The 22,741-nt window shown below is 39.3% G+C and carries 20 protein-coding genes; 10 read left to right on the top strand and 10 right to left on the bottom strand.

Annotated features, from left to right (window positions below; translation table 11 throughout):
* Nucleotides 1-5: 5 nt before the first annotated feature.
* From pstA to FIT70_RS04885, 3 genes are all read right to left on the bottom strand, one after another.
* A complete protein-coding gene (gene pstA, locus FIT70_RS04895) occupies nucleotides 6-965 on the bottom strand; it encodes a phosphate ABC transporter permease PstA (protein ID WP_139930989.1) in 960 nt (319 codons plus the stop codon).
* A 3-nt stretch (nucleotides 966-968) separates the two neighbouring features.
* Nucleotides 969-1,901: a phosphate ABC transporter permease subunit PstC gene (gene pstC / locus FIT70_RS04890; protein ID WP_139930987.1), complete on the bottom strand. Its 933-nt coding sequence runs from the start codon at nucleotides 1,899-1,901 to the stop codon at nucleotides 969-971.
* Nucleotides 1,902-2,023: 122 nt separating this feature from the next.
* Nucleotides 2,024-3,022, bottom strand: coding sequence for a PstS family phosphate ABC transporter substrate-binding protein (locus tag FIT70_RS04885; RefSeq protein ID WP_139930985.1), 999 nt, complete (start codon nucleotides 3,020-3,022; stop codon nucleotides 2,024-2,026).
* Nucleotides 3,023-3,153: 131 nt separating this feature from the next.
* On the opposite strand from FIT70_RS04885, the gene prfB reads away from it, so the two are divergent.
* The 5 genes from prfB to FIT70_RS04860 all read left to right on the top strand — a co-directional run bounded on the left by prfB (nucleotide 3,154) and on the right by FIT70_RS04860 (nucleotide 10,010).
* Nucleotides 3,154-4,258 (top strand): peptide chain release factor 2 gene (prfB, locus tag FIT70_RS04880; protein WP_139930983.1). Its coding sequence is split into 2 segments (ribosomal slippage): nucleotides 3,154-3,234 and nucleotides 3,236-4,258, totalling 1,104 coding nucleotides; the frame shifts between segments, so codons are not numbered across the junction.
* Nucleotides 4,259-4,262: 4 nt separating this feature from the next.
* The gene (gene lysS, locus FIT70_RS04875) at nucleotides 4,263-5,783 is read left to right on the top strand and encodes a lysine--tRNA ligase (protein ID WP_139930981.1); all 1,521 of its coding nucleotides are present in this window, start codon (nucleotides 4,263-4,265) and stop codon (nucleotides 5,781-5,783) included.
* Between the two features lie 4 nt (nucleotides 5,784-5,787).
* Nucleotides 5,788-6,426: a carbonic anhydrase gene (locus FIT70_RS04870; RefSeq protein WP_139930979.1), complete on the top strand. Its 639-nt coding sequence runs from the start codon at nucleotides 5,788-5,790 to the stop codon at nucleotides 6,424-6,426.
* Between the two features lie 232 nt (nucleotides 6,427-6,658).
* On the top strand, nucleotides 6,659-8,143 hold the full coding sequence (locus FIT70_RS04865; protein WP_139930977.1) for an OprO/OprP family phosphate-selective porin: 1,485 nt from the start codon (nucleotides 6,659-6,661) through the stop codon (nucleotides 8,141-8,143).
* A 67-nt stretch (nucleotides 8,144-8,210) separates the two neighbouring features.
* A complete protein-coding gene (locus tag FIT70_RS04860) occupies nucleotides 8,211-10,010 on the top strand; it encodes a tetratricopeptide repeat protein (protein ID WP_139930975.1) in 1,800 nt (599 codons plus the stop codon).
* Nucleotides 10,011-10,122: 112 nt separating this feature from the next.
* Here the strand turns inward: FIT70_RS04860 and FIT70_RS04855 are convergent, their stop codons facing one another.
* Nucleotides 10,123-10,491: a diacylglycerol kinase gene (locus FIT70_RS04855; protein WP_139930973.1), complete on the bottom strand. Its 369-nt coding sequence runs from the start codon at nucleotides 10,489-10,491 to the stop codon at nucleotides 10,123-10,125.
* A gap of 121 nt (nucleotides 10,492-10,612) precedes the next feature.
* Between FIT70_RS04855 and FIT70_RS04850 the strand changes: the two genes are divergently transcribed.
* A complete protein-coding gene (locus FIT70_RS04850; protein WP_139930972.1) occupies nucleotides 10,613-11,590 on the top strand; it encodes a glycosyltransferase in 978 nt (325 codons plus the stop codon).
* 27 nt (nucleotides 11,591-11,617) lie between these two features.
* Here FIT70_RS04850 and FIT70_RS04845 read toward each other — a convergent pair whose 3' ends face one another.
* The 3 genes from FIT70_RS04845 to FIT70_RS04835 all read right to left on the bottom strand — a co-directional run bounded on the left by FIT70_RS04845 (nucleotide 11,618) and on the right by FIT70_RS04835 (nucleotide 14,096).
* Nucleotides 11,618-12,319: a hypothetical protein gene (locus tag FIT70_RS04845; protein ID WP_139930970.1), complete on the bottom strand. Its 702-nt coding sequence runs from the start codon at nucleotides 12,317-12,319 to the stop codon at nucleotides 11,618-11,620.
* A 161-nt stretch (nucleotides 12,320-12,480) separates the two neighbouring features.
* The gene (locus tag FIT70_RS04840) at nucleotides 12,481-13,278 is read right to left on the bottom strand and encodes a GNAT family N-acetyltransferase (RefSeq protein WP_139877524.1); all 798 of its coding nucleotides are present in this window, start codon (nucleotides 13,276-13,278) and stop codon (nucleotides 12,481-12,483) included.
* Between the two features lie 74 nt (nucleotides 13,279-13,352).
* Nucleotides 13,353-14,096, bottom strand: a complete 744-nt coding sequence (locus FIT70_RS04835; RefSeq protein ID WP_139930968.1) for a UDP-2,3-diacylglucosamine diphosphatase — start codon at nucleotides 14,094-14,096, stop codon at nucleotides 13,353-13,355.
* Between the two features lie 86 nt (nucleotides 14,097-14,182).
* On the opposite strand from FIT70_RS04835, the gene FIT70_RS04830 reads away from it, so the two are divergent.
* The 3 genes from FIT70_RS04830 to FIT70_RS04820 all read left to right on the top strand — a co-directional run bounded on the left by FIT70_RS04830 (nucleotide 14,183) and on the right by FIT70_RS04820 (nucleotide 16,708).
* A complete protein-coding gene (locus FIT70_RS04830; RefSeq protein ID WP_189340843.1) occupies nucleotides 14,183-14,902 on the top strand; it encodes a lysophospholipid acyltransferase family protein in 720 nt (239 codons plus the stop codon).
* An 81-nt stretch (nucleotides 14,903-14,983) separates the two neighbouring features.
* Nucleotides 14,984-15,496, top strand: a complete 513-nt coding sequence (locus FIT70_RS04825; RefSeq protein ID WP_223257717.1) for a phosphatase PAP2 family protein — start codon at nucleotides 14,984-14,986, stop codon at nucleotides 15,494-15,496.
* Nucleotides 15,497-16,708: a glycosyltransferase gene (locus tag FIT70_RS04820; protein ID WP_139930962.1), complete on the top strand. Its 1,212-nt coding sequence runs from the start codon at nucleotides 15,497-15,499 to the stop codon at nucleotides 16,706-16,708. It begins immediately after the preceding gene.
* Here the strand turns inward: FIT70_RS04820 and FIT70_RS04815 are convergent.
* Nucleotides 16,705-18,333 carry a Ppx/GppA phosphatase family protein gene (locus FIT70_RS04815; protein ID WP_139874694.1) on the bottom strand — a complete coding sequence of 543 codons (1,629 nt, stop codon included), beginning with the start codon at nucleotides 18,331-18,333 and terminating at the stop codon, nucleotides 16,705-16,707. The genes FIT70_RS04820 and FIT70_RS04815 overlap by 4 nt on opposite strands.
* Nucleotides 18,334-18,426: 93 nt before the next feature.
* Between FIT70_RS04815 and ppk1 the strand changes: the two genes are divergently transcribed.
* Nucleotides 18,427-20,541 carry a polyphosphate kinase 1 gene (ppk1, locus tag FIT70_RS04810; RefSeq protein ID WP_139874693.1) on the top strand — a complete coding sequence of 705 codons (2,115 nt, stop codon included), beginning with the start codon at nucleotides 18,427-18,429 and terminating at the stop codon, nucleotides 20,539-20,541.
* Here the strand turns inward: ppk1 and fdx are convergent.
* Both fdx and hscA read right to left on the bottom strand, forming a co-directional pair.
* Nucleotides 20,538-20,873, bottom strand: coding sequence for an ISC system 2Fe-2S type ferredoxin (fdx, locus tag FIT70_RS04805; protein ID WP_028818302.1), 336 nt, complete (start codon nucleotides 20,871-20,873; stop codon nucleotides 20,538-20,540). The genes ppk1 and fdx overlap by 4 nt on opposite strands.
* A gap of 1 nt (nucleotide 20,874) precedes the next feature.
* The gene (hscA, locus tag FIT70_RS04800) at nucleotides 20,875-22,740 is read right to left on the bottom strand and encodes a Fe-S protein assembly chaperone HscA (protein ID WP_139931391.1); all 1,866 of its coding nucleotides are present in this window, start codon (nucleotides 22,738-22,740) and stop codon (nucleotides 20,875-20,877) included.
* Between the last annotated feature and the right edge of the window lies 1 nt (nucleotide 22,741).

The raw sequence follows: 22,741 nt of genomic DNA, 5'->3' as shown, positions 1-22,741 counted from the left end.
AAAATTTACCATTTAATATTTTTACGAATACGATAACGTAACCAAATTGCTGTTCCGTTCATTACAAGGGTAAGCATGATAATGACCGCGCCAGCTGCAGCTGCATTGATATGAAATGCATGTTCAGGTCTCGAGAGCCAGCTAAACATTTGAATTGGCAGTACTGTAAATCCTGATTGCAACCATTCAAAAGAAATAAAGGGAGCTACATTGGTTAAAGGGGCTGGCGGGAGGAATGCAATAAAGGTTAAAGCACCTACGGTAATGATAGGCGCTGTTTCACCTAAGGCTCTTGCCATGCCAATAATAATCCCTGTGAGGATGCCACCAAACGAATATTGAATCACGTGGTGTAAAACAACCTGCCATTTTGTGGCACCCACAGCATAAGCGGCCTCACGTATTGCAACAGGAATTGATCGGATGGCTTCTCGTGTAGATACAATCACAATCGGCAACATTAAAAGACCAAGGGTTAGTCCAGCTGTAACAATTGTTTGACCAAGATGGAATGTGTATACAAATAATCCAAGTGCCAACAAGCCATAGATGATAGAGGGTACGCCTGCGAGATTAGTGACATTGATTTCAACGATATCAGTGAACCAATTCTTAGGCGCGTATTCTTCTAAATACACTCCAGCTGCCACCCCCATAGGCACTGCGGTGATAAAGGTCACCAACATAATAAGGGATGAACCGACCCATGCCGACAAGATACCTGCGTTTGCTGCTCGTCTTGAGGGGAAGTCGGTAAAGAATTGATAATTTAATTTAGGATAGCCATCCATCACAAGATCCACGAACAGAATAAGTAATGTGAGGAGTGCGAACGTGATGGTCAATAAACCAATCGATGAAAAAATATAGTCATTGCGCTTATGCGCTCGAATCATGGTGCGCACTTCTTCAAGCGTTTTAGGCTTGATTGAATTATGTTCTGAATCTACTTTACTTTTCACCATGAATTAATACCTCTCTGCAAAACGTTTTCTTGCCATGTGACCTAGTATGTTAAACACGAAGGTAATCACAAATAACACCATACCGGCTGCAAAAATACTCTGATAGCCTAGGCTTCCATGCGGCAAATCGCCCATAGCCACTTGCACAATATACGCTGTGATTGTCGCAGCACCTTCCAATGGGTTGAATGTAAAAGTAGGCTGCTGGCCTGCTGCAATCGCAACGACCATGGTTTCGCCCACTGCGCGGCTGATCCCTAAAATGTAAGCGGCAATAATGCCGGATGTGGCAGCAGGGGTCACGACACGAATGGCTGTTTGAAATTTGGTGGCACCCATTGCGTAAGAGCCCTCGCGCATATTCATAGGTACTGCCCTCATGGCGTCCTCTGCTACGGATGCAATGTAAGGGATAATCATCACGCCCATGACGATGCCGGCCCCTAGCATGTTGAATGTTGGTAAGTCAGGATTTAACTTTTGGAGTAATGGGGTGACAAAAAGAAGGGCGAAGTAACCAAAGACGACGGTAGGTACACCCACCAAAAGTTCCAATATTGGTTTCACAGTCTCACGTGTCTTGTGTGATGCAAATTCAGAAAGGTAGATTGCGGCAACTGTTCCAATCGGAATTGCGATAGTAAGGGCAATGAACGATGTGGTGAGGGTTCCTGATATAAGAGGAAGAATGCCGTAGTGTGCATCTTCAAAGAGCGGGCTCCATTGCCTACTCGTTAAGAATTCGACAATACTGACATCTTTAAAAAATCCTGAGGCTTCAGTCACTAAAATGTAAACAATACCTAAGGTAATAAAAGTAGCAGCAAGTGCTGCAAACATCAAAATAATTTCGATGACGCGCTCAACAAAGTTTCGCTTAATATTTTTAGCGAGTCTTTTACTAATCGGCGGGTCTTTTAATTGAGTTGTTGTCAATTTATTTTTTTCTATGATGTAAGTTACTTGAAAATGATTGTATCTTTTTAAAGTTAAAAAAGGCGGCCTTTGTGCCGCCTTTTTTAGTCGTTACTTAACTTGCTTTAAAGGCTTTCTAGCGATTAGTCTTTAATACGCTTGATAAGGTCTTCGATTTTTAGACCCACTTCATTTGTACCACCAAAGCCAGTACCCGCTTTTTTAGATTGCCAGTGCTTAGTTACTGCTGCGTACTCAGGTGAAGTAAGCGGAACAAATTTTACTTCCTTCACCAATTTAGGTGCGTTCGCTAGGTAGAATTCCACAAAGGCTTTCACGTCTTTATCAAAAGCACCTTTAGTACCATTGACATAGATGAATAAAGGACGCGCTAGTGGTTGGTATGTACCATCCATCACAGTTGCTTCAGAAGGAAGCACACCTTCAGTTTTGCCTTTAGCTACAATTGCAACAGCGTTAAGCTTGTCTTTGTTCTCGAGGTAGTAAGCTAAACCAAAGTATCCCATACCACCTTTATCGCCTGACACACCTGTCACCAAGACATTGTCATCTTCAGACGCTGTGTAATCAGAGCGTGATGATTTAGCACGTCCATTAATCGCTTCAGTAAAGTAGTCGAATGTTCCTGAGTCAGCACCTGGGCCAAATAATTTCATCGGTTGATTAGGCCAAGCTGGATTGACATCCTTCCAATTTTTAACAGAGCTACCTGACATCCATACTTTATTAAGCTCAGCGACTGTCATTGATTTTGCCCAGTCGTTACCCTTGTTTGTTACTACAGTTAACGCGTCAAAGGCAACTGGTAGTTCGATGTAAGTAATACCAGACTCAGCACACATGTCCATTTCTTTTTTAGAGATAGGACGTGATGCATTAGAGATCATCGTTTCGCCACGGCAGAATTTTTTAAAGCCACCACCTGTACCTGAAACACCCACAGTCACTTTAGTGCCTGTTTTCTTTTGGAAGTCTTCAGCGACAGCTTCAGTAATTGGGTAAACAGTAGAAGAGCCATCAATTGCAATGACTTTATCTGCTGCATGAATGTTGTATGAAAAGGCGAAGGTTGAAGCAACTAAAGCTGCTAAACCTAAGTTCTTGATTTTGTTAGACTTCATAAAAGCTCCTGGATTTGTTTTAAGTTGAGTGAATCAGGGGCTAGTTTATGGATAAATTGTGACATATATATGACAGAAAATTAACTAGCCATTTAAATGTATAATGCGTTGTTTTCATAGGTAAAAAGCTCATGGACGCAGAAACCCTTAACCAGATTCAACACCGACTCGATGGATTAAATGAACGCCATCAAGCCCTTAGGGGGTATCTTTGACTTTGACGTCAAAAAGTCACGTCTAGAGCAAATTTCAAAGGAGCTTGAAGACCCGTCTATTTGGAATGACCAACCCAAAAGCCAGGCTTTGGGTAAAGAAAAGCGCGAGCTCGACTTTATAGTCAACGGCTTGAGTCACCTTGCGTCAAATTTAAAGGATCAGTGTGAGTTATTTGAATTAGCCCGCACTGAGAATGATGACGAGACACTTAAGGTAGTGTTAGATGAAAGTCAAACGCTCGAAAAGAGTGTAGAGGCGATGGAATTCCGTCGCATGTTTTCTCATCCCATGGATCCGAATAACTGCTTCATTAATTTCCAATCAGGCAGTGGCGGGACTGAGGCACAAGATTGGGCAAATATGCTTCTTCGTATGTATATAAGGTATGGAGAAAGAAAAGGATTTAAAGTAGAGGTGCTCGATATTTCAGATGGGGATATCGCCGGCATTAAAAGTGCGACATTAAAAATTTCGGGTGATTATGCTTTCGGGCATTTAAGAACCGAAACAGGTGTTCATCGCTTGGTCAGAAAGTCCCCCTTTGATTCGGGAAATCGTCGTCACACATCTTTTGCGAGTGTGCAAGTCTATCCTGAGGTGGATGACTCGATTGAGGTGGATATTAATCCAGCGGATTTAAGAATTGATACTTATAGAGCATCGGGTGCAGGTGGCCAACATATTAATAAGACCGACTCAGCAGTACGTATTACACACATACCCACGAATACAGTCGTGCAGTGTCAGGATGATCGATCACAGCATCGCAATAGAGCGGAAGCTATGAATATGTTACGCGCACAACTTTATGCGTTAGAGTTAAATAAACGTAACGAAGAAAAGCAAGCGTTAGAAGACGCAAAAACCGATATAGGTTGGGGGCATCAGATTAGAAGTTATGTGCTCGATCAATCGCGTATTAAAGATTTACGCACGAATGTTGAAGTAGGTAATACGCAAGGCGTCCTTGATGGTGACCTTGATCCATTTATTAGTGAAAGCTTAAAGCAGGGAGTATAAAAAGTTGTCAGAAGAAAACCAACCGATAGAGCAAAATGAAAATCACGTCATATTAGAACGTCGTGAAAAATTAAAAAAAATAAGAGAAGCGGGTGTTGCATTTCCGAATGACTTCAAGCCACAACATTTTGCAAAAACGATTCACGAAGAATTTGGTAAGTTCGAAAATGATACGCTCGAACCTAAAGCTGTTGAAGTGATTGTCGCTGGACGCATGATGCTAAAACGTGTCATGGGGAAAGCTAGCTTCGCAACTCTCCAAGATGGATCAGGACGTATTCAACTTTTTATCTCAAAAGACAATATTAAGAGTGATGACGCAGAAACCATTTACGAAAATTTTAAGCACTGGGACTTAGGTGACATCCTAGGGGCGACTGGTGTTTTATTTAAAACTAAAACAGGTGAACTTTCTATTCGCGTGAGTCATTTAAGACTCCTCACAAAATCGATTCGGCCCTTGCCTGAAAAATTTCATGGACTCTCCGATCAAGAAGTGAAGTATCGCCAACGTTATGTTGATCTCATCATGAGTGATGAAACAAAACAAACTTTTTTAACAAGATCAAAAATCATGAGCGGCATTCGTGCGTTCATGGTGAAGCATTGTTTCAACGAAGTTGAGACGCCCATGCTTCATCCTATTCCAGGAGGTGCTGCAGCAAAACCTTTTATCACGCATCACAACGCGCTCGACATGCAGATGTATATGCGTATCGCACCCGAACTTTATTTAAAAAGATTAGTGGTCGGTGGATTTGATCGTGTATTTGAAATTAATCGCAACTTTAGAAATGAAGGATTAAGTGTAAGACACAATCCAGAATTTACCATGATGGAATTTTATGCAGCGTATACCGATTACCATTGGTTGATGCAATTCACTGAAGATTGTATTCGTGATGCTGCGATGATTGCATTAGGAAAAACTACAATTGAATATCAAGGTCGTGAAATTAATTTCACCGATCCGTTTGAGCGACTTACTATTGTGGGTGCTATAAAAAAATATGCACCGCAATATTCGGACGTACAATTGAACGATGAAAAATTTTTACGTGATGAACTTTTAAAGTACGATCACAAAGCATTTGATCACGCTGGTCTCGGTGCATTACAACTAGCACTCTTTGAAGGCACTGCTGAATCGCAACTTTGGAATCCTACTTATATTATTGACTATCCAGTTGAGGTGTCGCCACTTGCACGTGCATCTGACAAAAATAAAGACATCACAGAGCGCTTTGAACTTTTTATTGCAGGGCGAGAAATTGCAAATGGTTTTTCTGAATTGAATGACGCAGAAGATCAGGCACAACGATTCCACAATCAGGCAAAAGCAAAAGAAGCGGGTGACCATGAAGCGATGTTCTACGATGCGGATTTTATTCGCGCACTTGAATACGGTATGCCACCGACAGGAGGCTGTGGTATTGGGATTGATCGTCTTGTGATGTTACTCACTGACAGTCCTTCGATTCGTGATGTGATTTTATTTCCACACATGCGCGCTGAGGCGAATTAATCCTATGTACCGTCATCCACTCATAGATCGAGATAAATGTACCCCGAGGCAAGCGCTTGATATTTTGATTGAGGGTAATGAGCGCTTTAAAAATAATGTGCAGCGTGAGCACGACATGTTAAGCGTGCGTGACGTCATTAAAGAAAAACAACATCCCTTTGCATCTGTATTAGGATGCAGTGACTCAAGAACGACTGTTGAACTTATTTTTGATCAGAACCTAGGCGATATTTTTAGTGTGCGACTTGCAGGCAACATCGCGTCGATCAAAGCGATTGGTAGTTTAGAATTTTCTTGTAAGTACTTAGGTTCAAAATTAGTTGTCGTGATGGGACACTCTAATTGCGGTGCTATCAAGGCGGCGTGCGATCATTACAAGGGTGGCAACATCGGGGAAATTATTGAACTCATTGACCCTGCAGTTCTTTTAGAAAAAACAATTACAGATAAACGCGACTCAAGCAATGACACGTTTGTTGAAAGAGTGTGTTTCCATAACGTGGAAGTGCAAATGGAACGGATCTTAAAGAGCAGCCCACTCTTGACTGACATGATTGAAAAAAAAGAAATCGGTCTAGTGGGGGCTGTATACAATTTGGCTTCAGGTGAGGTAGAATTTAACCAGAATCACATTCATTTTTAGTGAAATGTTAGCTATTAAGATTGCTCAGAGCCCTTATAAGTAAACTATAAACAGCAGGGTTGTTGTTTTTTTACAACAAATCAAAAATATATTCAAAAAAACCACTTGTAATATTTGTTTGTCACATATGTGTCATATTCCATCCGTAAGATTCATAAATGTCAAAAAGCTTTAAAGTTTGACTAACATTCGAATTTAATAAACTTAAAGTAAAAATCAAAGGGAGCAATAAATGAATTTCAATAAAAAATTAGCAGCCGCTGTATCTAGCGCAGTTTTGTTAATGGCGGGTCAAGTTGCCTTAGCAGACAGCTCCACAGATATCGTTGATGCTTTGGTGATGAAGGGTGTTTTAACAGAAGAAGAGGGTCGATTGATTACTAAGGGCCACAATGCAAAAGCTAAGGTCACGCCAGTTGCGAAAGAGAAAGATGGCGCGCTATTTTTAGAGACGCCAGACGGTAGTGGTAACGTGTCGATTGGGGGTCGTATCCATTTTGATTACAGAGACTACAACGAAAATGGTGATTCTAATGCTGCACTCTCATCAGTAACTGCAACCCCATCTGCAGTCCAAGCAGATACCTTCGACATCAGACGTGCTCGGATCACTACGAAGTTTAAGTTTGCTAAGTATTACAGCGGTGAGGTCACAATCAACACAGTTGGTGCTGTTAACGTATTGGACGTTGGCTACATGGATGTGTCATGGTTTGAGAAAGCAAAATTCCGCTTCGGCCAGTTTAAGATGCCCTTCAGCTTGGAGCAGTTGACAAGCTCGAACAACATCGACTTCATAGAGCGTAGCTTTGTGGATGCCTACATCCCAGCAAAAGAGGTGGGCTTGCAACTATTTGGTTCCCCTACAAAGGGCATGACCTACGCACTAGCTGCTTCGAATGGATATGGATCAGCAAACTCAACTACGGCTGAGCTTGATAATCGTCAGGATGGCAAGGACATCATCGGACGCTTGACCTATAACTTTTCAGAGGCAATGGGCGACAAGGAGAAGGTTATGCATCTAGGCGCTTCCTTTTCAGCGGGTGAGTCTCCGCTTTCAGGAGGATTTGGTGGAAATCGTTCCACCGAGGCAAGAGGTCTCTCATTCTATACTCAGCCTGTAGTATCGCCGATTGGTACTGGTGATAAGACGCAAACAAGGACGAGATGGAATCTTGAGGGCGCCTTTGCCTTCAACTCTACTAAGATACAGGCACAATACACTCGACAGAACCACGAATTTTATGTTGATAGTGTGAACCAAGACCACGACATCAACACTGGCTATGTGCAGGTTCTTCATACCCTCACGGGTGAGAAGTGGGCAGATCGATACAAGGATGGAGCGTTTGGTGCATTAAAACCAATCAAAAACTTTGACGGCGATACCATGACGGGCGGCGCTTGGGAAGTGGGCGCGAGATACAGTTCATTTGACGCAAGCGACTTCGGTACTTCAGCACAGCTTATAGCTACTGCAGGAGCTTCAGGGACAACTGTAGGCAATGGCTTAGTGACCAAAACAGCAGGTTACACGAAGGCAAATGCAGTTTCGGTTGGTGTTAAATTCTGGGCGAATCCAAACTTTAGGATGATGGCAGAGTATGTGTATACTGACTTCAATGGCCTTTTAGGAACTACTACTCCAACCCTTAATGGAAGAGAGTACAAGGATGAGCAGGCTATCCTTATGCGCACGCAGATAATGTTCTAGGGTAAATGAAGGTTTAAAAAAACCCGCAAACTTGCGGGTTTTTTTTTAAAAAGGATTTTTTTGTTTGATGGCTGACCGCAGTGAAGATGAAATAATTTCAAAGGCCTCTGATAAATTCTCAACAGGGGATAAGGTCGGTGCTATAAAGATTATAAGGGATGGACTTCAAGAAGCCCCTCATAACCTAAACCTTCTTAACGCCCTTGGCGATCTTTATCTAGCCTCAGACGACAATCAAGGTGCGCTCGATGCCTATGGAAAATCTTTAGAGTTAGACTCGAGTCAGGTTGATGTGCTCTTCAATAAGGCAATCATACACACTGAACAAAAAAATTTGAGTGAAGCGCTTATTGCTTATGACGCCATTCTTGAGATTAATCCTCGAGATATTGATGCCAGAAATAACAGAGGCAATATCTATCAAAAACAATCGCGCTATGACAAGGCGCTTTTGGACTATAAAGAGGCTTTACTTGCTGGAGGTGATGGATTTCAGCTTCATTACAACCAAGGCATCTGTAATGAGAATTTAAAGCTCTATGTTGAGGCGGTGAGTTCTTATAAAGAGGCTTTGAAGTCGAATCATAGGATACCAGAGGTGTATCTCAATCTTTGTAACACTCTCAATCTTTTGGGCCGTTATGAGGAGGCAAGTGAATTTATAGATCGAGGGCTGATATTAAAGCCCGATCATGAGGAGCTTCTCAATAGCAAGGGTGTTTCATTGCTCAATCAATATCGATACGAGGAAGCTAATCATTACTTTGATTTAGCCATTGCAACGAATGCAAATCTAGCTGAGGCTTACAACAATAAGGCGCTATTACTCATATACAGCGACCCATCAAGCGCCATAACATACTTTAATAAGGCAATAAATTTAAAGCCATTCTACGCAGATGCACAATTTAATCTCGCAACGTGTTACCTATCGATCGGCGACTATGAGCGCGGATGGCAGGCTTATGAGTGTCGGCATCTTACACTTAATCAGAAAAAATTTAGCAGACCCCTCTTACACGATACCGACAACATTGATGGCAAAATTATTTACGTCCATCCTGAGCAGGGTTTAGGGGATTGCCTCCAGTTTTGTAGGTATATTCCAATGCTGGTTAAAATGGGGGCGGTTGTCTGGCTTGAAGTTCCTGAGGTTTTGAGAAGTATCATGTCCACGCTCAACGTGAAGTTCAAAGAAGTTAAACAACCAGTCGATGGTTACGATTATCACTGTCCAATTATGAGTCTACCTTATGTTTTTAAAACGGATACCTCAAGCATTCCATCCCCTAAAAAATACCTGAGCGCTCAGCCAAAAAAAATTGAACACTTTGAAAAAAAACTTTTGAATAAGATTCAGTATCGAGTCGGAATTGTATGGGAAGGCGGTTATAGACCTGATCAACCAAAAGTTTGGAACCTTCAAAAGAGCCGTAGCATAGAATTAAAAAATTTTTTAGAAATCACTTCACTTAAAATCGATGTGATTAGCTTGCAAAAGGGGGAGTCTGCCCTTGAACAATTAAAATTAATAAAGTCAGAAGATTCAAAAATAGATATTTTAGATCTTTCGAATGAATTACATGACTTTAGTGACACGGCTGCGTTGATAGAGAATTTAGATCTAGTCATTACCGTAGATACTTCTGTTGCTCACCTCTCAGGCGCGCTTGGGAAAGAGACTTGGATATTAAATCGCTATAACACATGTTGGCGTTGGTTTTCAGATCACAGGACTTCAAGTCCATGGTACCCATCAGTCAGAATTTTTACCCAAAAAGAACCTGGGCAATGGGAAGGAGTTATGAGTGAAGTGGTAATAGAGCTAAAAAATTATATTAAAAATAACATAAAAAAATCTCACTAACACTATTTTTAATTTGCCCAGAAACTGGTCCCGCACTTCTCAAAAAAATCTTCTCACTTGCTATGAGAAACTTTTGAACGAATTATCGAAGAAGATAGAGTTTAAAATTAAATTATTTCACAAGAATTAAAAACCATATCACAGCAGCATTGATGAGACTAAAAAAAACGGCTGCACTACCAATATCCTTAGCACGCTTTGCAAGTTTGTGATGTTTGACAGAAATACGATCAACAGTAGCTTCAATCGATGAGTTTAATAATTCAACAATAATAATAAATAGCAGGCTACTTATCATCAATGCTTGATCAATAGCTGTTCCACCAAAATAAAGTGCAACAGGTGTAAGCACAAGAGTCAGTACCACCTCCTGCCTAAAAGCATCTTCATGCTTAAAGGCAGCCAAGGTTCCGGCGATAGAATAACCAAAAGCGTTGACAAGACGTTTAAGACCAGTTTTACCCTTGTAAGGATTTTTCATAATTTTAGAATTCAAATGTTTAAATGAGAATTCTAAAGCAATCCTTATTTATTGTTAAATTTAATTAAATGAATTTCTCTTTTTGTAAAAAAATTGTCATATTTGTTTGTAAGAATCTATTGTGCATAAGATTCTCATCGCAACAGATTCATTTGATCAAGTAAACGGTGTTTCTACCACCTATAGAAATATTCTCAAGCACTCGCGAAAAAAAACATACGTCATTCATCCGGGATTATTTAAGTGGAAAAGTATTTCTATATACCCTGAAGTTCAGATTTGTAAAGAGCCTCTGAAGGCCTATAAAAAAATCAAAGAAATAAATCCCACCCATATCCATATTGGAACAGAGGGTCCTATTGGATTAGCCGCAAGGATTTATTGCAAACTCAATAAGGTTCCTTATACAACGGGCTATCATACGAAGTTTCCTGAGTACCTCTGGAAACTCGCTCACATCCCACTTTTTATTACATACAGCTACTTAAAAGTTTTTCATAATGATAGTAAAGCGATTCTGGTTCCCTCTCTATCGTGTAAGGAAGAGTTAAACAAAAAAGGCTTTAACCATGTCGTTGTTTGGACGAGGGGAGTATCAAAGAATTTAATAAGTAACAAGCCTTATCGCAAGTCAAAAATACCTAAAATTATTTACGTGGGAAGAGTGAGTAAAGAAAAAAATTTAGAAGTGTTATGTGAATTGCAGGACAAGTTTGACATTACCATTGTGGGTGAGGGACCATTACTCAATAAATTTAAATTAAAATTTCCTAAAGTTAATTTTTTAGGATATCGCTTTGGTTCAGCATTAGCTGACACTTATAAAGCGCATGATGTATTTTGTTTCCCAAGTAAGACAGATACATTTGGAATTGTTATGATTGAAGCGCTGGCAAATGGCCTGCCTGTAGCTGCATTCAACGTCACAGGACCTAAAGATATTGTCGAGGAAGGTAAAACTGGATACTTAGGAGATAATTTAGAAGACAATATTAGAAAATGCTTAAAACTTGACCGAAAAAGTGTTGCGTCTAATATTAATCAGCAGTGGTCATGGAACAAATGCATACAAATTCTCCACGGTCATTTATTAGGTTAATCAAAGTAGATAAGCTCTCCTAGGCTCTTATGGCAGGAATGGTAGAGATAATAACCTCAATCCCATAGAGAAAGACTGATCTTCACCGAAACGATTAAAGCTATTCATATACGTGGTATCAATCTGCGCTCGATTCTTAATTAACCAATATCGCAACCCAAATTGAAAGAAAGTGCTATTAGAGGATTGGTTAAATATTTCACTGATTAAATCGATACGCTCATTGTAATTGTATTCACTCGACAATCCCCAATTCATTTTTTCTTTATGTTCATCTGTAAGATGTGTGACACCCAAGTTGGTATGGATGACTAAACGATCATTGTAAGGATAGCTCATAGGTACATTAAGATACCAATCCTGTATAGCTTTATTCATTGTCCTTTTGGGGTCTCTTCCATTACCCAAAACAATTGAAAAACCTGTTTGATTAAGAGCGATAGGTTGGAGAATAGATTTAATTTGATAGAGCTCATTCGCAAAACTTGAGTGACCGTTCTCATCTTCAAGACTTCCTCCAATTGTCACCTCTAAATTTTCACCGACATTGCAGGCAGGAAGTGCCCAATATTCAGTGACATGTTTTGAATCTCTGACCCAACTTTCTAACTGACAAGATTTAGGATCGACAATGCGAGCATCATCTGTAAGCATCGGTCTTGCTGCTTCTGCATGATTAATTACACAAAAACTAAAAAACAAGACAAGTATTTTTAATAAACTATTCATAATGGTTTCGCATTATAAAGGATTGAATTATATGATTGAGGATTAAAAAAAATGAATAAGTGGTTACCCACTGTTCGTGATGTTTCGTCAGGCTCGATAAGTTAGAACAACATATTGAGGAGACGAAATAGTAGTGTGTTAAATGCTTTGACTAGGTTTAACTATGTTAAGAAATGCTTAGCGTAGCGCGGGTTGATATCTTTGAGGAATAACATCGTTAAAAAATCTGCCGTATTAAAGTCCGGATCCCACGCTGGATCGCCACAGACTTTAGCACCAATACGTAAGTATCCTTTTAATAAAGCAGGAGGTTCCACATCTAGGTCTTGATCAAGCTCATGAATAGGTAATGGTAGTTTTGGTGTCACGCGATACTCAATACTTGAAAGATGTGAAGCATTAATTTTTTTAGCTAGGCTAGCCGCATAGTGGCCACCATCCCCCATAGGAACACTTGCACAACCTATCATCACTTCGTAGCCATGTTTTTTCATGTATTGAGCTAAACCACTCCATAAAGCCATGATGACACCACCTGTGCGGTAATCTTTATGCACACATGAGCGACCAACTTCGACCATTTTGTCAGAGAGATGGCTCAAGCGATCTAAATTAAATTCCATATCTGAGTAATAAAAACCGGCTTCTCTGGCTTTATGAGGAGGTAATACACGATAAGTACCTATCACTTTTAATGTTTCAGTATCGCGAATAAGAAGATGATCGCAATACTGATCAAGCACATCTTTATCTACTTTTTCGTAGTTTGAAGGCAAATGAGCGCCCATCTCTTCAGCGAATACTTTATATCTTAATTGTTGAGCTTCTTTAATCTCATTGTCGTTTTGTGCCCAAGAGATTTGGATGGCATCTTTTTGATTCTGATGGGAATGAAGTTGTTCTTGATTTTGAGTTGATAATTCGCTTAGTAATGCTGGATCTAAAGTTAATTCGCTCATAACAAGTTCCTCTGTAAAGTTTGTACCACTTTAAAACTGCAATATTTCATTTATGTGAAGGTAGCTTTAATTTTTTATGACAATGTTTTCTTATGCCAATGAACAAGCTTTAACTTACCATTCTTAGTTTCAACAAGCGCTGTAAGGCTTTCGACCCAGTCACCATCGTTATAATACTCAACACCTTCAATCTTCTTTATCGCAGCCTTATGAATATGACCACAAATAACGCCATCACATTTTTTTCGCTTAGCTTCTCGTGCCATAAGCCCCTCAAAATTCTCAACATACTTCACGACATTCTTAATTGAATTCTTGATATAAGAAGAAAATGACCAGTAATGAAAGCCATATTTATGTCTTAAGGTATTCGAGAAATGATTTATTCTTAAGATCACGTAATAAAGCGTGTCACCCACAAATGAAAGCCATTTAGCGCATGCAATGATATTGTCGAATAAATCGCCATGTGTGACCCATAGTCTTCGACCATCGAGCGTGGTATGTATCAAATCATTTTTAATTTCAATATCACCAAATGTCATATTAATAAATTGACGACCTAGCTCATCATGGTTTCCAGGAATATAAATAACCTTCGAGCCTTTTCGAGCCTTTCGAAGGAGCTTTTGAATGACATCATTATGTTTTTGTGGCCAATACCAACGTTTTTTTAGAGCCCATCCATCAATGATGTCGCCTACAAGATATATGGTTTCTGCGGTGTTGTTTTTAAGGAAGTCGAGAAGATAATCGGCTTTGCACTCTGTAGTGCCAAGATGTACATCAGAAATCCAAATTGCACGATAACGTTTCATATGTGTGCATTAAATAGGATGAGTGTGAAAGTTTCGTGACAAAACAGTGTCACAAATATGACATAGAAGATGATTAATATATGGCAATGAAAACTTTAAAAATACTTTTACATATACTGTTTGTGATACCGCTCTGTCTTTTAATCCTTATTTCTACAAAGAGACAACAAGAAAAAATAATTCAGTTTTGGTGTAAGAGGCTTCTATCAATCTTTAAAATTAAAGTGGAAGTGCTAGGCCTTGATAGCTTTCTTTCTAACCAAAAGCAATATTTAATGGTGGCTAACCATATTTCGTGGATAGATATCATTGTGATTCAATCCATTAAACCCTCGATTTTTGTTGCTAAATCTGATGTGGCATCTTGGCCTCTTTTTGGTTGGGTTGCACAAATGATAGGTACTATATTTATTAAGCGCGAGAAGGTATCAGACATAAAAAAAGCATTAAAGAAGATGAAGCGACGTTTAATGAAGAGGTCAGTATGTATCTTCCCAGAGGGAACTTCAACTAATGGGCGATACCTACTCCCTTTTAAAAGTAATTTATTTCAGGCGTCAATTGACACAAATAAAAGTATTTTGCCTTTATGCCTAAGATACAAACAGAAGAGCATCTATTCAGATAAGGTCGCATTTGTTGGGGATATGTCGCTTGTAGATTCGATTATGAAAATTAAAAATGAAAATGATATCAGTGTTGAGGTCGATGTGCTTCAGCCCATAAGACCTCGTGGAAACCGGAAGGAGTTAGCCGTTTATATACAAGAAATAATCCACAAAAATTTATCACAGAATTTGTCATAAAAATTTCACAATTAGACTTTAACCTGGTGTCATAAATAACATGTATGGGTCAATACTATGCCAAATAAGCTTCGGTTATACATGAATCATTTCCATCATGTTGATAGTCATTTATGTATTACATTTAATCGAACAAGCCATAATATTCTTATCAGAAATTTCTTTAAAGCGATTAGCCGTCTTGGCGACGGTATTTTTTGGTATAGCCTTATGGCTTTGATGTTGCTTATAGACAAAACTCAAGCGCTATTGCCTGTTCTTCATATGATAATCGCAGGATTTACAGGTACCTTAATTTATAAGTGGTTGAAAGTGAAAACTTTGCGCCCACGTCCTTATAATGTGTATCAACAAATTTCACTCAGAAGTATTCCTTTAGACCAATTTAGCTTTCCCTCAGGCCATACATTGCATGCGGTTATATTTACCCTCGTTGCTATTCATTATTATCCAATGCTATCTCTCGGCTTAATTCCATTCACGATTTTAATTGGATTATCGAGACCTATACTAGGACTCCATTATCCAAGCGATGTTTTAGTAGGTGCTTTGATTGGCACTTTAATTTCACTTATTTCTTTTTCTATCATTTAAATGAATATACTTTTTATCTCAGACGTTTTTTTCCCGCGAGTCAACGGGGTATCCACTTCAATTAATACCTTTGCAACAGAATTAAGAGCGCTTGGACATCAAGTCACACTCATAGCACCTTCTTACACGGATGAAGATAAACAAGAAGAATGGATTGTTAGAGTGCCTTCCCATAAGATTTATTTTGATCCCGAAGATCGTTTAATGAACTTTGGTAAATTAAAAGCCTTATTGCCATGGATCAGAGATAAACATTTTGATGTGATTCATATTCATACGCCATTTACAGCGCATTATGTTGGTATTCACTTTGGTAAAAAATTAGACATCCCTGTGGTTGAAACTTACCATACATTCTTTGAGGATTATCTGCATCACTACCTCCCTTTCATTCCACAGTTTATTTCAAGAAAACTTGCAAGAACGATATCAAGAAGACAATGTAATGCGGTAGATGGGATTGTTTCACCCTCAAAGCCGATGTTAGATGTATTAAAACAATACGGGATTAAAACCCCTGCCGAAGTGGTTGCAACAGGGTTAGATGACTCGAGTTTTGCGAGCGTGGATGGAGAGCATTTCCGTATGAGTCATGACATTCCTTTAACCCAGCCCATGCTTTTATTTGTAGGCCGTGTTGCGCACGAAAAGAATATTGGATTCTTGCTTGAAATGCATGTAGAGCTTATTAAAAACCATCCTGATGCGTTGCTCGTGATTACAGGAGAGGGGCCAGCTGAGGAGTCGATTAAGCAATCCATTGAGAAATTAGGTATCTCAAACAAAGTCAGAATGATTGGTTATCTTGATCGCGGTCATGAATTAATTGCCTGTTATAAAGCCGCGGATATTTTTGTATTTGCATCAAAAAGTGAAACACAAGGTCTGGTGCTCTTGGAAGCAATGGCTCAAGGTACAGCTGTCGTCGCTATTGCAGAACTTGGTACTAAATCGATTTTAATTGAAGGTGAGGGCGTACTTATTGCAAAAGATGATATTAATGACTTTGCAGATAAAGTAAGTGTTCTTCTTTCTGATGCTCCCAAACGTCAGATGATTGGCGAAAAGGGCAAACAATATGCGCAAGAGAAATGGGGAGCGGGTGTTTTAGCTAAAAAAGTAGCTAAGTTTTATAAGAGCACTATCAATCAAAAGTCCTCTTTATCACGATACATGGATACTAGAATCAGTAACGCTAAAGAATCAACTTAATAAAGTTCGATTTCGTATTTCCATTCAATCTTTTTCCAGTCCGACGCTTCTTTATTGAGTCCAAATTGAATGAATGGGTTTTTGTCTAACCAAGCTTTGGAAATTTTTAATTTAAATCCTTTAGGACTTTGTTGCACTTTTATAAGTGGCAATGCCCCACTCTCTCTTTTTCTAGAGACCACATGGGCAAGTCTTAAGCAGAATAATAGATGCCAGTCGATATAACCTGCGCTCATAGGAAGTTTATTTAGCTTGCCGTTGTGACCTAACACAAGTCCAGCTAACCTTGCCTGATCTAATCTAGAAAAGCCCGGGAGGTCAGCATTAGAAATAATATAAGCCGAATGTTTTTGATAGTCAGTACGAGATACCGCCAAACCAATTTCATGCAAGAATGACGCCCAGGTTAAAAGTTTACGATTATTTTTCCTGTCCTCATTTTTGAAGGTAGGTAATTGATCTAGAAAAAAATCTGCGGTCTCGTTGACACTTTTAAACTGTGCTTCGTCTACATTAAAGCGCTTACCTAATTGCTCAATAAGCCCGTGTCTCTTGTCTAGATTTTCTAATTTACCAAAAGAGTTAAACAGCGTTTTAAGAATGCCTTTTTTCTTAGTATGTGCCCCATTTTTAGATTGATCGTACAGATGATGAAGTGAGCCAAAAAGAAGCGCGGCTTCAGTAATTTCCATATGCTCAATACCTAATTCCTCAAAGGCTGAAATCATAATAGCGAGACCTCCGGGAAGTACAGGTTTTCGATCCGCTTTTAATCCTAATAAATTTAATCGTTCGATATGTTTTGTTTCAAGCACAGTTTTTTTGAGCAGATCTAATCCATGACGCGTGATGACACCACCCGTTTCCTCAACGGGAAGATCGTGGGGCTCCCCACTTAAACCATTCAGAGCGATAAGTTCTGCAATCGCCCTTGCGGTGCCTGAGGAACCAATTGCTTGCTCCCAACCCATTTTTTTATAGAAAGGAGCGATCGTTTTTATTTCTTTTAAGGCCGCACTTTGAGCTGCTTTAAAATTTTCTTCATCAACGATACCTTCCGAAAAAAATCTTTGACTAAAAGAAACACATCCAATAGGAAGCGACTCTAAAAGCTTGGGCTCGTGGCCATCACCAATAATGATCTCGGTAGAGCCGCCACCAATATCAAAAACAAGACGTTTGCCAATGCACATGGGTGCGATATGAGAGGCGCCAATATAGATGAGTCTTGCCTCTTCATTACCTGAAATGACGTCGATGGGGAAACCTAAAAGTTTTTCGGCTTCATCAACAAATTTTTTGGCATTTCGAGCGACACGGAAAGTGTTGGTAGCAACCGCTACAACTTGATTAGGACTAAAGCTACGAAGACGGTCACCAAATCTTAAAATGGCAGCCAGCGCCTTAGTCATGGATTCTTCGCTCAATTCATTATCTTTATTAAGACCACCGGCAAGCCTTACCGTGTCTCTTAGGGTATCAATGGTCTGAAATTGAACGCCTGTAGGAAGGTAGTTAATTTTAGCGATCATCATCCTAAAACTATTGGATCCTAGATCAATAGAGGCATATAAGCCGTTGACGTGTTCTGGAGATTTTTCTGTTTTGAGTTTAGGTAAGATCATAAAGGACGCTAATTTAAATCAAGTTTGTGACATATCGATGACATATCTTATAAATGTCATGTAAATGTCACATTCATTAATCACAATGATAGTATGAATGCTGTGAAATCTAAACTTAATTTATTAAATCGTGAATTAGGGGCGCTCGAATTTAACCGACGCGTCCTTTCTTTGGCTCAAAATCTCAAAATACCACTTTTAGAGCGCCTAAAATATATTTGTATTGTTTCCAGTAATATGGATGAGTTTTTTGAAATTCGTATCGCGGTCCTCAAAGAACAGTTAAGAAAAAATCCTAAAAGCAAGACACAAGATGGCCTCATAGTAGGCGATGCGTATTTAAACATTGTGAAAGAAACACAAACACTTGTTAGCCATAAATACAAAATATTTCAGAAAGATATTTTACCGAGACTTGAGAGGGAGGGGATTCACCTTCATTTTGAAAGTGCATGGACACCAAGCCAACATCGCTGGGCTAAAACCTATTTTGAAAAAGAATTAGTCCCACTTCTTACGCCTATTGTTTTAGATCCCGCACATCCTTTTCCTAAAGTCATTAATAAAAGCTTGAACTTTTTTGTGACGCTAGAAGGCAAAGACGATTTTGGGAGGACGCCGAAATTAGCAGTAGTTCAGGCACCAAGATCAATACCTCGTGTCATTCAAATGCCAGCTCGCATCAGCCAAAAACCTTACGGGATTGTGATCTTATCGACGTTTATGCAATCATTTGTGCATGAGCTTTTTCCGGGCATGAAAATTACAGGATGTTATCAATTTAGAGTCACAAGAAATTCAGATTTATTTGTATCCGATGACGACATTTCCGATTTAAAAGAATCTTTAAAGGGAGAGTTATCCACAAGACATTTGGGCGATGCGGTTAGGCTCGAGATATCCTCAGATATTCCAGATCATCTTCTTAAATATTTAAGAAAATCTTGTGATTTAAATCCTGAAGATTGTTACCGCGTTGATGGCCCTGTAAATTTAATGCGACTGATGCAAGTAGCTGACATTGTGAATAGACCCGATCTAAAGTTTCCAGCCCATACGCCGAAGTTACCTCTCATCAAAGGCACTATCTTTGACGAACTAAAAACGAGAGATATTTTACTCCACCACCCTTACGAAAGTTTTGAGCCGGTTTTAAATTTGCTTAAGACAGCTTCAAAGGACCCTGATGTTCTAGCCATCAAACAAACCATTTATCGAACAGGTAATATATCGCCCGTCATGGATGCTCTCATTGAAGCAGCTAAGAACGGCAAAGAGGTGACGGTGATTGTAGAACTCTTAGCGCGCTTTGATGAAGAGACAAATATTTCATGGGCTGCTAAATTAGAAGAAGTCGGTGCTCACGTTGTTTATGGTGTGGTAAAGCACAAATGTCACGCCAAGATGATCATGATTGTGCGAAAAGAATTACTGCCGGCAAAAGGAAAAAGAAAACCAGAGCACATTTTAAAACGCTATGTACATTTAGGTACTGGAAACTACCACCCAAGAACAGCAAAGTTATATACAGATTTTGGCCTAATGACATCAAATATATCAATTTGTGATGATGTACATAAGATATTTATGCAACTTACAGGTACGAGCCGCTTAATCAAACTGAAGTCTTTATGGCATTCACCATTCACGATGTTTGATCAGATTGTAAAGCACATCCAAAATGAGGCTAAGGCAGCAAAGTTAGGCAAACCCGCAAGAATTGTTGCAAAAGTAAATTCACTTTTAGAGCCTGCTGTCATTAATGAACTCTATAAAGCATCACAAGCGGGTGTCAAGATTGATTTGATTGTGCGAGGTGTATGTGCACTTAAGCCCAAAGTCAAAGGACTCTCTGAAAATATTCGTGTGCGATCTATCGTGGGACAATTTTTAGAGCACCACCGTATTTTTTATTTTTATGCGCATGGCAAGGAAGAGGTTTATTTATCTTCGGCTGACTGGATGGATCGCAACTTATTTCGAAGAATTGAAGTGGCATTTCCTATACTCGATCCTGAATTAAAACAAAAAGTAATTAATGAAGGCTTAAATGAATTGTTGAAGGATGTTTCGAGCTGGAATATGAATGCCGATGGACTTTACAAACAATCGATACCATCTTCAAACGTTAAATTATCAGGCCAGCAGAATTTATTACTTAAGTATAGCGTTGCGGCGCAACCGGCAAAAAGAAAACTTAAAACCTAACCTTCTTTTGCCATGTTGATAGTGTAACGAGGAATTTCAATCGTGAGGTCATGCTTATCAACTATCGCCTGACAGGAGAGTCTGGATTTAGGTTCTAATCCCCACGCTTTATCAAGAAGATCTTCTTCTAAATCATCCGCTTGATTTAATGTATCAAATCCCTCGCGCACAATCACGTGGCAAGTTGTACAAGCACATACCTGATCACAAGCATGCTCTATGTCAATGTGGTTTTGCAGTAAATTCTCACAAATAGAAAGTCCTGGTTTAGCGTCAATCACTTCACCGTTAGGGCAAATTTCAAAATGAGGCAAAATAATAATTTTTGGCATATTACAAGTTTACCTTATCTATTGACTGACCTTTAAGAGCTTTATCCACTGATTCATCCATTAGCATTGCTGCGAAAGATTCAGTGAGCGTATTTAAATTCTTTGTATGACTGATAATTAAATCAGGATCATCGAGTTGAAGTGAAGATGAAAGTAAAAGCATTGCAGATTCAATTTTTTTGATTTCATCATCTGATAATAATTGACTACCATTTTTATCTAATGCATTTTGAACTGCGGTGATAATTTGTTCTCCTTCAATTTTAGCTTCACCGAGTGCACGGATTTCTTTATCTTCACTAGCCTTTTCAAATGATTGTTTTAGCATGCTTGTAATTTGCTCTTCAGATAAACCGTATGAAGGTTTGACAGTCATGGTTGTTTCTTTATTTGTAGATAGCTCAGACGCTGATACCGAGAGCAGCCCATCTGCATCAATCTGAAAAGTCACGCGAATTTTTGCAGCACCTGCAACCATAGGCGGAATACCAGTTAAGGTAAAGTTGGCAAGCGATCTGCAATCAGATACACGCTCACGCTCACCTTGTAATACGTGGATCGACATGGCTGTCTGTCCATCTTTATATGTCGTAAATTCCTGTGCTTTAGCAATCGGTATAGTGGAATTTCTATGGATAATCTTTTCAACTAAACCACCCATAGTTTCAATACCTAACGACAAAGGGGTCACATCAAGAAGAAGTAAATCCTGTTCTGATTTGTTACCAGCTAATGTATGCGCTTGTCTTGCAGCACCTAATGCTACTACTTCATCTGGGTTGAGGTCGTTAAGCAAATCTTTCTTAAAGAATGTTTTAATTTCGGATTGTATGTGAGGCATGCGTGTAGCCCCTCCGACCATCACAATGCCATCAATCGAGTCTATAGATAATTTAGCGTCACTTAAAGCGCGCCGGATAGGCTGAATTGTTTTTTGTACAAAATCATGTGTGGCTTTAAAGAAAGTATCTTGATCAAGTAAAAATGTAACTTCCTTGCCACTTGAAAACTTGATGATTGTTTTAGCAGATGAACTCTTCGTGAGCTTTTCTTTCAATGTTTTAGCATGCGTGATTAAAGAGCGCTTATCTTCATACGAAAGCTGATCGAGTTGATTCTCTTGTCTTATCATCTCGGCTATCGCTTGATCAAAATCATCACCACCTAAATAAGGATGACCATTCGTAGCTAGGACTTCAAAAACACCCTTATGAAGTTTTAGTATAGAGACATCAAATGTTCCACCACCTAAATCATAAATAACGAAGGTGCCTTCCTTTTTCTGATCGAGACCATATGCAACCGCTGCTGCTGTAGGTTCATTAATGAGTCTTAATACATTGAGTCCTGCTAATTTTGCAGCATCTTTTGTGGCTTGCCGCTGAGCATCATCAAAATAGGCGGGGACCGTAATCACCGCGCCTGTAATTTCACCACATAAAGAAACTTCAGCTGTATCTTTTAATTTTTTTAAGATATCAGATGAAATTTCAATAGGATGTTTATATCCCTGGCTGGTTTTAATTTGAATATCAGCACTCGATCCATTAAATTCATAAGGAAGTGATTCTCGGTATTGAATATCAGAGAGCGCGTGGCCCATAAAGCGTTTCACTGAAGCGATCGTATTTTTAGCGTCAGTGGATAAATAGGGTAATGCTGCCTGACCTACTTTAGTTTCATTTTTACCGTAATAGACGATTGAGGGAATGAGCTTATGCTCACCCATATCTTTTAAGATGGTTGGAAGCCCGCTTTGAACGCTTGCTACAAGAGAATTTGTCGTGCCCAAATCAATACCCACTGCGAGCTTGTGCTGATGAGGCAGTGTACTTTGTCCAGGTTCTGCGATTTGAAGAAGTGCCATA

The sequence above is a fragment of the Candidatus Methylopumilus universalis genome, from assembly GCF_006364435.1.
GTDB classification, from domain to species: Bacteria; Pseudomonadota; Gammaproteobacteria; order Burkholderiales; family Methylophilaceae; genus Methylopumilus; species Methylopumilus universalis.
This window is presented reverse-complemented; position numbering and strand designations above follow the sequence as displayed.